At 32.0% G+C, this 13,872-nt stretch carries 8 protein-coding genes; 6 read left to right on the forward strand and 2 right to left on the reverse strand.

All coding sequences use genetic code 11. From position 1 onward, the window contains the following. Positions 1-34 precede the first annotated feature (34 nt). The gene (locus tag C7447_RS14250; RefSeq protein WP_148871195.1) at positions 35-946 is read left to right on the forward strand and encodes a leucine-rich repeat domain-containing protein; all 912 of its coding nucleotides are present in this window, start codon (positions 35-37) and stop codon (positions 944-946) included. On the opposite strand, the gene C7447_RS14255 is transcribed toward C7447_RS14250, so the two are convergent. Beyond that, the gene (locus tag C7447_RS14255; RefSeq protein ID WP_148871196.1) at positions 947-2,920 is read right to left on the reverse strand and encodes a cytochrome-c peroxidase; all 1,974 of its coding nucleotides are present in this window, start codon (positions 2,918-2,920) and stop codon (positions 947-949) included. Between the two features lie 33 nt (positions 2,921-2,953). After that, the gene (locus C7447_RS14260; RefSeq protein ID WP_148871197.1) at positions 2,954-4,807 is read right to left on the reverse strand and encodes a cytochrome-c peroxidase; all 1,854 of its coding nucleotides are present in this window, start codon (positions 4,805-4,807) and stop codon (positions 2,954-2,956) included. Between the two features lie 293 nt (positions 4,808-5,100). Here C7447_RS14260 and C7447_RS14265 point away from each other — a divergent pair, with 293 nt between their 5' ends. From C7447_RS14265 to C7447_RS14285, 5 genes are all read left to right on the forward strand, one after another. After that, complete coding sequence (locus C7447_RS14265; RefSeq protein WP_148871198.1) at positions 5,101-5,562, forward strand: (2Fe-2S)-binding protein; 462 nt, start codon at positions 5,101-5,103, stop codon at positions 5,560-5,562. Positions 5,563-5,573: 11 nt separating this feature from the next. Further along, on the forward strand, positions 5,574-7,793 hold the full coding sequence (locus C7447_RS14270) for a xanthine dehydrogenase family protein molybdopterin-binding subunit (RefSeq protein WP_148871199.1): 2,220 nt from the start codon (positions 5,574-5,576) through the stop codon (positions 7,791-7,793). A 179-nt stretch (positions 7,794-7,972) separates the two neighbouring features. Further along, the gene (locus C7447_RS14275) at positions 7,973-11,425 is read left to right on the forward strand and encodes a pyruvate carboxylase (RefSeq protein ID WP_148871200.1); all 3,453 of its coding nucleotides are present in this window, start codon (positions 7,973-7,975) and stop codon (positions 11,423-11,425) included. A gap of 61 nt (positions 11,426-11,486) precedes the next feature. Beyond that, positions 11,487-12,737, forward strand: a complete 1,251-nt coding sequence (locus tag C7447_RS14280) for an aminotransferase class I/II-fold pyridoxal phosphate-dependent enzyme (protein WP_170246058.1) — start codon at positions 11,487-11,489, stop codon at positions 12,735-12,737. A 104-nt stretch (positions 12,738-12,841) separates the two neighbouring features. Continuing rightward, positions 12,842-13,597 carry a DUF4294 domain-containing protein gene (locus C7447_RS14285; RefSeq protein WP_148871202.1) on the forward strand — a complete coding sequence of 252 codons (756 nt, stop codon included), beginning with the start codon at positions 12,842-12,844 and terminating at the stop codon, positions 13,595-13,597. Positions 13,598-13,872: the final 275 nt, after the last annotated feature.

Genomic DNA, 13,872 nt, shown 5'->3' on the forward strand with positions numbered 1-13,872 from the left:
TTTTGTTAATTATGAAGCCTATTAATAGATTTTAATGAATAAGATTGTAGTAACATCACTCTTTTTTTGGAGTTTATCAATTCCGCTATCTGTAGCACAAAATGCGAATCCATTAGACGCTCCCGTTTATGGCAGCATTAAAAAGGCTTTAAAAGATAAAAATGCAAGACAACTCAATTTACGAGATCATGATTTGTTTTATGTTTCAAAAGAAATAGAAAAACTTAAAGAGTTGCAATTTTTAAATTTAATGAGAAACCATTTAGAGAAATGGGACGCTTCCATTCTTACGTTGAAAAAACTTGAGGTATTGAATTTAAAACAGAATGCCTTAAAATATATACCAGATGAATTGGGAAATTTAAACAAACTGGTCAGGCTTAATCTCACAAGTAATGAAATATCGTATGTTCCAAAAACGTTGGGAGAACTCAAAAACATTAGATTTTTACACCTTTCAATAAATACAATAACATCAATTCCTGAAACAATAGGGAATTGTAAAGCGTTGGAAGTCTTGGAACTGGACAATAATCAGCTTAGTTATTTGCCTGCTTCTATTTCTAAACTCTCAAAACTAAAAGTATTAGATTTAGGCTACAATCAATTTAATGAAGTTGACGAAAAATGGACACAATTAGAAGCCTTGGAAGTGTTGAATTTAGAATACAATCAACTTCAAAAATTTCCTTTCAGAATACAAATGCTTCAACATCTAAAGACACTTATATTAAACAATAACAGACTAACAGAGCTTCCTGAAACAGTAACTCATTTACAAAACTTAGAATTGCTTATTGTGTCTAATAATAAACTACATCAATTGCCAAATAATTTAAAAAACTTAACCAACTTAAAAACACTTATTCTAATAGGAAACCCAATCTCCCAAAAAGAAAAAGAAAGAATTAAAAAGGAATTACCTAATTGTAAAATCTATTTTTAACTAAAAAGGATTATCTGTAAGCGATTCAATAAAAGCTATTAAATCTTCAATTTCTCTTTTGCTTAAATCCAGTTTATCTGGAGGCAAGGTTTGATTTGTCACTTCATATGACAAGCCCATTCCAACAGCTCCTCCTTGGTTATAAAAATCAATAACCTGCTCTAATGTGTTATAAGCACCATTATGAAAGTAAGGAGCAGTAAGCTTTGCATTTCTAATCGTTGTGGTTTTAAAGGAATTCTTGTAGATATTATAATTATCCAGTGGTATGTTATTGTCTATACGACCAAGATCGGCATCCACTTCTAAAACGTCTGGTGTTTTTAATATTCCTAAGACTTCACTTTCATTTTCTCGATATAAAGGAGGAACCAAACCGCTAAAAGTAGGCGCAAAATGACAAGTGGCACAATTCGCTTTTCCCATAAACAAATTAAAACCACGTTTTACTTTTTTGGAAAGTTTGCTTGTTTTCCTCAAAACAAATTGATCAAAAAGACTATTGAAGGACTGTAACGAAAGTACATAAGAAGATAATGCTGAAGAAAATTGATACCTCGTTATTTCTTCATCTTCATTATTAAAAGCTTTTTTAAAGAGATTTAAATATGTTTCATCTTCATTTATTTTTTTTACAATTTCTGAAAAGTTTGTGTTAAACTCTAAATGGTTTTCAATAACGTGTTCTGCTTGCTCTTCCAAATCGTATGCGCGTAAATCATAAAAATACCTATCAGAAAACACAGCATTTATAAGTGTTGGGGAATTTCTTAATAATGTTTTGCCATCAATACTGGCCATAGATTTTGGTCGTCCATCTGTAAATGCCAATTCTGGTTTGTGACAGCTTACACAACTCATAGTACCACTGCTACTCATATTTTCATCATAAAAAAGGGTCTTGCCCAATTGGCGTAACGTTGAATTATCGTCATCTTCAGTTAATAAACTATAATAGTATGGATTTAAGAAATCATCAGAAAAGAGATTAGTGCTACTTGCATTCCAAGACGCTAGATTTTTATATTTTTCAGCTGAAGATGGTATACTCAGACCTTTTTGAACATCCAACAGCTTTTCGTATAGTGGATTAATAGATTGGGTTAAAAAAGTAAGCCTATCAAATGTATTGAAATCAGTATTCTTTTTTAAATAGATTATAGCTTCTTCAAAAAGAGCATGCACCCTTTTACGATTAGAAGAATCAGATTTCAATAATAATGGATTTAACACTTCTTGAAGCGCTTCTAAAGAGGTTGATGCTTCTTCTATTGCATTTAAAGAACCCGGCGTGTCATAACCAGTAATTCCTAAAGTGAAAATTCTAATTAATTCAAGTCTTGAAGCTTCAATAATTTCAAAGTCTTCTAAATATTGTCGTTTTTTAATGGCACTTTCAACAGCAAAAAAATCTGTTTCCAGCTGTTTAGTTAGATTTAAAATCGCTTCTTTTTCATTCGCTATATCATCGGAAAAAATAAGTTCGTCCAATACTTGTAAGCCCACAGGAAGAAGCACTTTTGCTTCACCTCTAAAATGATTTTTATCCCTATAATCCAGAGGCATATTTTTACCATACTCTTTTGGTGTAGCTGTATAGTAGCTTTTTACATTATATTCTTCTTTAACTGGATTTGGGTCTACATGAGCAAGTGGAGCGCCATTTATATATGCTTTAATATGTTCTGGGTAAAAATATTCTAAAATATATTCTACTTTTTTATATGCCTTTCGTGTTTTTAGAAGTTGCGACTGTAATTCTGAAATACTTTTAATGTCATTTTGAAATACTAAAGCGTCGCTGTTCAAGAGGTCTATTTCATTTTTAAATACATTTATATTGTTATCTATTATTTGCTTAAAATCTTGAATGTCCTGATAGTCATTTGTTTGTTTTCTAGACGAAAAATTTATGTTAAACAATACGGTAAAAAGAATAGGGATAAAAACGAAAGACAATTTCTTTAGTAGCATTTTTTCAATTTTTTTAGTGCGTTATAAAAAAGCTTATTTTAAAGAAGAAACATCTGTTAATGATCTCATAAATGCAATTAGAGCTGTTTTTTCATACTCTGATAAATCTAATGGATCTGGTGGCAACGTTTGATTTTTTACTGTAAGTCCTAAGCCTTCTCCTCCTCCATAATTATAAAAATCGATAACCTCCTCTAAAGTTTTGTAAGCGCCATTATGAAAATAAGGTGCTGTTAATTCTGCATTTCTTACAGTTGTTGTTTTAAATGATTTTTCATAAATCCAAGCACTTTCACTTGTGATTTGATTCGTAATACGACCTTCATCTAAATCTAGTTTAATGTTTTGTGCATTAGGGTTTTCCAGCACACCTAGTATTTCGCTTTCGCTTTCACTATAAAAAGGAGGAACCAAGCCAGAAAAAGTGGGTGCAAAATGGCAAGTTGCACAATTAGCTTTTCCCATAAACAGATTAAATCCATCTTTTATTTCAGCATCTATACTCGACGTTTCTCCACGCACATATTTATCAAAGGAACTATTAAAAGAACTTAAAGAAATAACGTAAGACGCCAAGGCTTTTGACAGATTTCCTCTTGTAAGTTCTTCTTCTTTAAAAACGGTTTTAAATTGTTTTTTATAGGCTTCCTTTTCGTTTAATTTTTTCAAGATAGAACTGTAAGACGTATTAAATTCTGCCGAATTGAAAATAACGTGTTCAGCCTGTTGTTCTAATGTAAACGCTCTTAAATCATAAAAATATCGGTCTGCATAAACAGCATTTACTAAAGTAGGTGCATTTCTTAATACTGTTTTTCCTTGAACATTGCTTAATGATTTCTGCTCACCATCTGTGAAAGCCTTTGCTGGATTATGGCAAGAAGCACAGCTTATTTTTTCATTATTACTTAAAACAGGATCGTAAAAAAGTTGCTTTCCTAAAGCAGTCATTTCTGGGCTGTTTTCTTCTTTTTGAATTTCAGTAAAATAATAAGGATTTAAAAAATCATTGGAAAAAATGGAAACACTCTCGGTATTCCAAGCAGATGTGTACTTAAGGAAATCTGGATTCTTGTGTTTAGATTGAAGCTTACCTAACTCTTTATATAAAGGATCTAAATATTGTTTAAAAAAAGTAAGTCTATCAAAATCATTAAAAGAGACAGGCTGCTTTAAATAGACAATAGCTTCTTTAAACAAATCTATTGCAACAGCAGATTTTTTATTTCTTTGTTGATTGTCTTCAAGAAAACCCAACATCGCTTGCAAGGCCGTTTCTGTCTCTTGCAAAACGTTTAAAGATCCTGGTGTGTCAAAACCGGTTAAGCCTAAAGTAAAAATTCTAACCAGCTCTAAACACATTGCTGTTATTTCTGAATCATTGAAAACGTTTTGGGTTTTTAAACTTTCATAAAGCAAACCATTGCTATTGCGTAATTTTGTAGTTAAATAAGAAATTTGATTGCGCTCTTTTTCGACGTCATCAGAATAGATTAATTCATCTAAAACTTGTAATCCTTCAAGCTTTGTAATTTCTGGTAAAGTACCAGTTCTTTCAATACCCAATAAAGGTGCTCCATTTATATGGGCATTTACATATTCGTTATGGTAAAAAGCTAAGTAAAATTCTATTTTTTTATAAGCCAATCTTGTTTTGTTAACTTCGTTTTTAAGTGAATCGATGCTGATTTCATTTCTTTTAAAAGCATTAGCTGTATTATTTAAAGAGATTACTGCAAGGTTAAATTCTTTGTTATATGCTTCAAATCGCTTTGAAATAGGAATGTAATCATCTACTTCAGATTTTGTGGCAAATGAAAATATAATTAGAACGATAGCAGAGAATGAAACAAAAATTATTATTTTATTTTTTTTCTGTAAAAACATTAATATAGCTTTATATATTCGAATAAAACTAGAGATACTATTAAAAGTTTATATTATTTAAATATTAAAAAATAATCAAGAAAAAATTAATTTGTAAATAATAAATAAGGTAATATTAAATTACAGAAATTGCCAAAAGATACAAAGAACCAAGCGATGGTTAAGTAACATCCATATTGAGTTTATACATTTTTTAAGGTGTAATGAAGTTTAAATTTTTCTAAAAAAAGAGTTGTAAAAAAATAGGCATTTGTTTTTTTCGTATCTTATACACTTCTTAAAATCACTTCAAAATGCCAACTTACACACTAAAAATTAATAAAAAATCGGTAAATGTAACTGCCGATGCAGACACTCCGTTATTATGGGTGCTACGAGATGAACTTAACATGGTAGGTACCAAGTTTGGTTGTGGAATTAGCCAATGTGGAGCTTGTACTGTACATGCTGATGGAACTGCAATTAGAAGTTGTCAACTACAAGTTTCTATGGCACAAGACATAGAAATTACTACTATAGAAGGATTGTCAGAGAAAGGGGATCATCCACTACAACAAGCGTGGAAAGAAGTTGATGTTCCTCAATGCGGATATTGTCAAGCAGGACAAATAATGACGGCTGCTTCATTTTTAAAAGACAATCCAAATCCTACAGAACAAGAAATTCGAGAAGCAATGCATGGTAATTTATGTAGATGTGCTTCGTACAACAGAATTGAAAAAGCAGTAGCGATAGCTGCGGAAAAAATGTCTTAAAATTTACAGTCATGAGTACAACAAAAAACACATATACGTTTAGTAGAAGAAATTTTTTAAGAACTTCTGCTATTGCTGGTGGAGGAATAATGATTGGGTTTAATTTATTCACAGCTTGTAAACCTAATGTAAAACCATCTGTAGATATTGAAAATTTAAATTTTAATGATTTTAATGCATTCATTAAAATTGCTGATAATGGTTATGTAACTATTTATTCTCCAAATCCAGAAATTGGTCAAGGAGTAAAAACATCAATGCCAATGATTATTGCTGAAGAATTAGATGTTGAGTGGGATAAAGTTCATGTAGTACAAGCTTCATTAGACACTAAAAGTTATAAAAGACAATTAGCTGGAGGTAGTCAATCTATTAGATTAGGGTGGGATGCATTGCGTCAAACTGGTGCTACTGCAAAACAAATGCTTGTTAACGCAGCTGCTGTAAAATGGGGAGTTGATGCAGCCACGTGTAAAGCTTCACAAGGAGTTATAATTAATGAAAATGGAGATAAACTAGGGTATGGAGATGTGGTTAAAGAAGCAGCATCACTTGAAATTCCTGAAAATGCAACGTTAAAAAAGCCTTCTGAGTTTTCAATCATAGGAACAAATGCTATAAATGTAGATTTAGATGAAATAGTAACAGGTAAACCTCTCTTCGGATTAGACTATAAAGAAGAAGGAATGTTGTATGCTTCGGTTTTAAGACCACCAGCATTTGGACAAATTTTAGAATCGTTTGATGCTTCAGAAGCTAAAAAAGTACAAGGTGTTATAGATGTAATTACTATTGGAGATAAAGTAAGAAGTTTTTTAGATAAAGGGAAGTCTAATTGGACTTTTAAGCTTTCTGGAACAGATAAAGTAGTTGTAGTAGCAGAAAATACTTGGGCTGCAATTAAAGGTAAAAAAGCAATACAAGCTAAATGGAAATCAAATAAAGAGTTAGAAAATACAGAATATCAAAATGATGTTTTAAATAAAATTTTGGATGGAAATAAGTTTGATATACGTAGAGAAGATGGTAATGTAAAAAAAGCATTTGCTCAAGCAGATAAAGTGATTGAAAGAACGTATCATTCTCCTTTTTTACCACACAACTGTTTAGAACCAATGAATTTTTACGCTAATGTTACTGATGAAAAAGTTCATTTAGCAGGACCAGTGCAAACTCCAGAATATGCAGCTATTGTTGTTGCAGATATGTTAGAGCGGGATATAAATGAAATTCAAGTTGATATGACGAGGATGGGCGGCGGATTTGGTCGTCGATTATATGGAGATTTTGTTTATGAAGCTGCAGAAATTTCGGATAAGCTCAAAAAGCCTGTAAAAGTGATATCAACTAGAGAAGATGATATGACAACAGGTATTTATCGTCCAGCTATAAAATATCGAATTGCTGCATCTATAAAAGATGGGAAAATTACAGGGTATCATTTAAAAGAAGCTGCAATAAATGATAATATGTATGGGTTGATTCCACACTTTTTTCCTGCAGGATGTATTCCAAACTTTAAAGTTTCTACTCAAAATTATAAAAGTGACGTTACTACGGGAGCGTGGAGAGCACCGTATACTAACTTTTTAGGTTATGCAGAACAAAGTTTCTTTGATGAGCTTGCTGAAGAATTACGAAAAGATCCGGTTCAACTTCGGTTAGAATTATTACAATATGTAAAAGGAACTACAGATGAGAGAATTCAATATTCAGGCGAGCGAATGGAAAACACTATCAAGCTTGCTGCTGAAAAAGGGAATTGGGGAAATGCTAAAGAAGGAGTTTATCAAGGTTTTTCAGCATATTATAGTCATAACACTCATGTCGCAGAAGTTGCTGAGGTTGAATTGAAAGATGGTTTACCAGTGGTAACTAAGGTAGTAGCTGCTGTAGATTGTGGTATTGTAGTTAATCCAACAGGTGCTATCAATCAAGTTCAAGGGGGAGTGCTGGACGGAATTGGTCACGCAATGTATGGTGATTTTTCCTTTGAAGGAGGAAAACCTATCAATAAAAATTTTGATACTTATAGGTTGATTAGAATCAATGAAACTCCAAAAGTTGAGGTACATTTTATTCAAAATGAATTATCACCATCCGGATTAGGAGAACCTGGTTTACCTCCTGCTGCTGGTGCAGTAGCGAATGCGATCCATAAAGCTATAGGAAAACGATTATACCATCAACCTTTTGAAAAATATTTAAATTCAGAAAAAATAGAAGGATAAAAATTAGAAGCACTCTTTTTGAGTGCTTTTTTTATTTTAAACAATAAAATTATAAAATTGATTATTTTTTAAAAGATTTATTATTATATAATCATTTATAATAAATAATTGTTAATTATTCTTATTTTTGAGAAATACTATGCGCGCATAGTATTTTTAACAACACATACAAACTATCAATGAAAATTAAAAAAGTACTCGTTGCGAATCGAGGAGAAATTGCTATTCGCGTATTCAGAGCCTGTGTAGAAATCGGAATTAAAACAGTAGGAATTTATACCTATGAAGATCGTTATTCTTTACATCGTTATAAAGCTGATGAATGTTATCAAATAGGAGAGGATAATGCCCCATTAAAACCGTATTTAAATATAGATGCAATTATAAAAGTTGCTAAAGATAATAATGTAGATGCAATACATCCTGGTTATGGATTTTTATCAGAAAATGCAGAATTTGCTCAAAAGTGTGAGGATAATGGAATCATTTTTATAGGTCCGAAAGTTTCGGTTTTAAAAGCGTTAGGAGATAAAATTACAGCAAAAGAAGTTGCAGTAGCTAATAACATTCCTATTATTCAAAGTAGTCAGGAAGATTTAACTTCAATGAATATAGCGCTTATCGAGGCTAAAAAAATAGGATATCCTATTATGCTAAAAGCAGCATCAGGTGGTGGCGGAAGAGGTATGCGAGTAATCAGAAGTGATAAAGATTTACAAAAAGCATTTCCAGAAGCACGTAGAGAAGCATTAAATGCTTTTGGCGATGATACTGTGTTTTTAGAAAAGTTTGTTGAAAATCCAAAACATATCGAAATACAAATTGTAGCCGATACACATGGAAATATTGTCCATTTATTCGAACGAGATTGTTCGGTGCAAAGACGCTATCAAAAAGTAATCGAATTTGCTCCGTCGTTTGGGTTATCCGAAGAGATAAAAAATAGTTTATATAAATATGCGATTGCTATTTGTAAGGCAGTGGATTATAATAATATTGGGACTGTAGAATTTTTGGTAGATGACGATGTAAGTATTTATTTTATTGAAGTAAACCCAAGAATTCAAGTAGAACATACAGTTACCGAAATGATAACAAATATCGATTTGGTAAAAGCACAATTATTTATTGCAGGAGGATATAAATTATCGGATACTCAAATCAAAATACCAAATCAAGAGTCCGTTAAAATAACTGGTTATGCGTTGCAGTGTCGAGTAACAACTGAAGACCCTGCTAATGATTTTAAACCAGATTATGGTACAGTTACCACTTATAGAAGTGCTTCTGGCTTCGGAATTAGATTAGACGCAGGTAGTATTTACCAAGGCGTTACTATTTCTCCGTTTTTTGACTCAATGTTAGTAAAAGTTTCTGGGCAAAGTAGAACTTTAGATGGAGCCTGTAGAAAGGTGAGAAGGGCTTTGGCTGAATTTAGAATTCGAGGGGTAAAAACGAATATCGCTTTTGTAGATAATATTTTACTGCATCCTACTTTTAGAGAAGGAAAAGTAACAGTAAACTTTATTAAAAACGAACCTTCATTATTTAAGTTCGTTGAACCAAGAAATCGTGCGAATAAATTGATTAATTTCTTGGGAGAAACCATTGTTAACGGAAATCCTGATGTAAAGAAAATTATACCAAATCAAACATTTGTAAAACCAAAAGTTCCAAGTTTTCCTGTAATGGACAATTATCCGAAGGGAACTAAAGATTTGTTAACCGAATTAGGATCAGAAAAATTTGCGGCGTGGTTAAAGAATGAGAAAAAAGTCCATTTTACAGATACGACAATGCGAGATGCACATCAAAGTTTATTAGCCACTCGAATGCGAACTGTTGATATGCTAAAAGTTGCAGAAGGATATGCTAAAAACAATCCAGAAATCTTTAGTATGGAAGTTTGGGGAGGAGCAACGTTTGATGTTTGTTTACGTTTTTTACAAGAAAACCCATGGGAGCGTTTAGCATTGTTAAGAAAAGCGATGCCCAATGTGTTATTACAAATGTTAATTCGTGGGTCTAACGGAGTAGGGTATACTGCGTATCCAGATAATTTAATTGAAAAATTTGTAGAGAAATCTTGGGAAACAGGCGTTGATATTTTTAGAATTTTCGATTCTTTAAACTGGATGAAATCCATTGCTCCTTGTATAGAACATGTTCGAAATAGAACCAAAGGTTTAGCAGAGGCTTCAATTTGTTATACGGGAGATATTTTAAATCCGAAGAAAACAAAATATTCATTAGAATATTATGTACAACTTGCTAAAGATATTGAAAACGCGGGAGCACATATTCTTGGAGTAAAAGATATGGCTGGTTTATTAAAACCAAACGCTGCTTATGAGTTGATTTCTGCGTTAAAATCTGAAATTAATATTCCAATTCATTTACATACACACGACACATCTTCTGTGCAATCAGCGATGTATTTAAAAGCGATAGAAGCAGAAGTAGATGTAATAGATGTGGCTTTAGGAGGATTATCGGGACTAACATCACAACCTAATTTTAACTCAATTGTGGAGATGTTAAAATTTCATGAGCGAGAAAATAAAATGAATACAGAAAAGTTAGCAGAGTATTCAGATTATTGGGAAACTGTTCGTAATTATTACTATCCTTTCGAAAGCGGATTAAAATCTGGAACAGGAGAGGTGTATAATCACGAAATTCCAGGAGGACAGTATTCTAATTTAAAAGGACAGGCAATTGCACTTGGGTTAGAAGATAAATTTCCTGAAGTAACCAAAATGTATGGTAAGGTAAACGAAATGTTTGGCGATATTGTTAAAGTGACACCAAGTTCTAAAGTAGTAGGAGATATGGCGCAATATATGATTAGCAATAATTTATCTGTCGAAGATGTGATGGAACGAGGAGAAACAATTTCGTTTCCACAATCGGTAATTAGTTTTTTTAAAGGAGATTTAGGGCAACCTGTTGGTGGATTTCCGAAAAAATTACAAAAAATTGTATTAAAAAATCAAAAACCTTATACAGATAGACCCAATGCTCATTTAGCACCAATCGACTTTGATAAAGAATTTCAGGAATTCAAAAAGGAATTTTCAAAAGGAATGGGACGTGATTTAGAAATTACAGATTTCTTATCGTACAAACTCTACCCAAAAGTATTTACCGATGCTTATAATAATCACATTAAGTACGGAAATGTGATGAATATTCCGACTAAAAATTTCTTCTTCGGAATGGAAGTTGGCGAGGAAATTATGATCGATTTAGAACCGGGTAAGAGAGTGTTAATTTCATTAATGCAAAAAAGTGATCCTAATGAAGATGGAAATGTGAGTATTTTCTTCAAAATCAATGGTCAAATGCGAAATGTATTAGTAAAAGATACTTCTATCAAAGTTGATAAAAAGGAAAATGTAAAAGTTGATGTTTTAAATGATAAACAAATAGGAGCTCCTTTACAAGGTTTGTTGTCGAATGTGTTGGTTAAAAAAGGTGAAGAGGTGAAGGAAAATCAACCTTTATTTATTATTGAAGCCATGAAAATGGAAACGACTGTAACAGCAGTAAAAAAAGGAGTAATAGACAAAATTCAATTAAAAAGTGGGGCCTTAGTAAATACAGATGATTTAATTATAATATTAAAATAATCAATTTGATTTACTCTGTAAAAAATAGTATTTTCGCCACCTTAAAACATAGTAACAAATGATAAAAGATTTATTTGAAAGAATTAAAGGAGATAAAGGGCCATTAGGTAAATGGGCAGATAAGGCAGAAGGGTATTATGTGTTTCCTAAGTTAGAAGGACCAATTTCCAATCGAATGACTTTCAATGGGAAGAAAGTAGTTACTTGGAGTATTAATGATTATTTAGGTTTAGCAAACCATCCTGAAGTTTTAAAAGTAGATGGAGAATCTGCAGCTTCAGACGGTTTAGCATATCCAATGGGAGCACGTATGATGTCTGGTCACACGAGTTTTCATGAACAATTAGAACGTGAGTGCGCAGAGTTTGTAGATAAAGAAGCTGCATATTTAGTAAACTTTGGTTATCAAGGAATGGTATCTGCGATTGACGCTTTGGTAAATAAAGACGATATTATTGTATATGACATGGATACACATGCCTGTATTATAGACGGTGTTCGGTTACATGCAGGTAAGCGTTTTGTGTACCGTCATAACGATATTGAAAGTTGTGAGAAGAATTTGATGAGAGCTACTAAAATGGCAGAAAAAACAGGCGGAGGAATCTTATTAGTTTCTGAAGGTGTTTTTGGTATGCGAGGCGAACAAGGTCGATTAAAAGAGATTGTAGCTTTAAAAGAAAAATACAATTTTCGTTTATTAGTTGATGATGCGCATGGTTTTGGTACTTTAGGAGAAGGAGGAAGAGGAACTGGTTTTGAACAAGGAGTTCAAGATGGTATAGATGTGTATTTTGCAACCTTCGCGAAATCTATGGCAGGAATCGGAGCGTTCTTTGCAGGTGATAAAGATGTAGTGCAATATTTACAATATAATATGAGATCGCAAATGTTTGCGAAGTCATTACCAATGCCAATGGTAAAAGGAGCTTTGAAACGTTTAGATATGATTCGTACTATGCCAGAATTAAAAGATAAGTTGTGGGAAATTACAAATGCTCTTCAATCTGGATTAAAAAATGCAGGATTTGATTTAGGTACAACTCAAACGTGTATAACACCAGTATATCTAAAAGGTGAAATTCCGGAAGCGATGGCAATGGTTCATGATTTAAGAGAAAATCACGGAGTATTTTGTTCAATAGTTGTATATCCTGTAATACCAAAAGGGTTAATTATTTTAAGATTAATTCCGACAGCAAGACATACTATAGAAGATGTAAATGAAACGATAATAGCATTTTCTGCTATTCGAGAAAAACTAGAAAATGGCACCTATAAAAAGGTTGCAGAAACGATGATGGCAGAATAATTAGCTTTAAATATTGAAAAACTCGTGATTATATCACGAGTTTTTTTGCTTTATGGATAAAAACAAAATATTTTTGGAACTCTTTTTGAGGATATAATTAATTAATGAAAAAACTTTTATACATATACATACTATTAGTTGCGCTTACATCAATGGCACAAATAAAAGATACAATTCCGAATTTCTCAGAAGAGTATTTTTTACTTAAAGATGGAGATTCATTAATGATCAAGCTAAAAGAAGTTTCAGTTTTGCCTAGTCATAAGTTCAAATCAAGAACAGATGCAAATTATTATTTTTGGTTACGCAGAAAAGTATTTAAGGCATATCCATATGCGACGTTGGCGTCAAAAAGATTGGATAGTATTAAAATTCGTTTATCTAGAATTGAATCAAAAAGCAAAAAACGTAAGTATGTCCGTAGAGTTCAAAAATATGTGGAGGAGGAGTTGACCGATCAGATTAAGAAGATGACACGTACAGAGGGGCGAATATTAATCAAGTTGATTCATCGTCAAACAGGAAAAACAACTTTTGATAATATAAAGGAGTTGAGAAGTGGTTGGAAGGCTTTTTGGTATAACACGACAGCAAATGTATTTAGTTTATCTTTAAAAGACGAATATCAACCTTCTTTGGTTAATGAAGATTATCTGATTGAAGATATTTTACAAAGAGCTTTTATAGAAGAAAAGTTAGAGAAACAGGACTCGAAGTTAGGATTCGATTCACATAGGATACTTGCGAATAAAAAAGGGGAGGTAAACGTAGAGAAATACAAACAGATGTTTGCAAAGATGCGTAAGAAGAAAGATAGAAAGAAGCAGCGGAATTTAAAGAGGATTAAAAAACCATCTTAATTACTTCTTAGATATAAAAAAGCATAAAACAAATATTGATGATCTTAGGTCATCAATATTTGTTTAAAAGGATTTTTATTAGGTGTTTTTATTTTAACAAAAGATTCGTTGAAATGAGGGATATCTATATAATAGGGAGTTTTACTTTTAAATAAAGTTAAGAGTATAAAGAAAATTAAAGTATCAAACCTTATAGTTTCGGATAGGAGGTATGTATAAGTAGAGAAATTTGCAAAAAACTTTCGAGTGCAAATGACTTAAAACAAGGGTATTAA

Origin of the sequence: Tenacibaculum adriaticum (genome assembly GCF_008124875.1) — a bacterium.
Taxonomy (GTDB): Bacteria; Bacteroidota; Bacteroidia; order Flavobacteriales; family Flavobacteriaceae; genus Polaribacter; species Polaribacter adriaticus.

What these genes read in the sequence shown, in the direction of transcription:
- C7447_RS14265 (WP_148871198.1), top strand. Translation starts at nt 5,101, where the DNA reads ATGCCAACTTACACACTAAAAATTAATAAAAAATCGGTAAATGTAACT.
- C7447_RS14255 (WP_148871196.1), bottom strand. Translation starts at nt 2,920, where the DNA reads ATGCTACTAAAGAAATTGTCTTTCGTTTTTATCCCTATTCTTTTTACC.
- C7447_RS14275 (WP_148871200.1), top strand. Translation starts at nt 7,973, where the DNA reads ATGAAAATTAAAAAAGTACTCGTTGCGAATCGAGGAGAAATTGCTATT.
- C7447_RS14260 (WP_148871197.1), bottom strand. Translation starts at nt 4,807, where the DNA reads ATGTTTTTACAGAAAAAAAATAAAATAATAATTTTTGTTTCATTCTCT.
- C7447_RS14285 (WP_148871202.1), top strand. Translation starts at nt 12,842, where the DNA reads ATGAAAAAACTTTTATACATATACATACTATTAGTTGCGCTTACATCA.
- C7447_RS14250 (WP_148871195.1), top strand. Translation starts at nt 35, where the DNA reads ATGAATAAGATTGTAGTAACATCACTCTTTTTTTGGAGTTTATCAATT.
- C7447_RS14270 (WP_148871199.1), top strand. Translation starts at nt 5,574, where the DNA reads ATGAGTACAACAAAAAACACATATACGTTTAGTAGAAGAAATTTTTTA.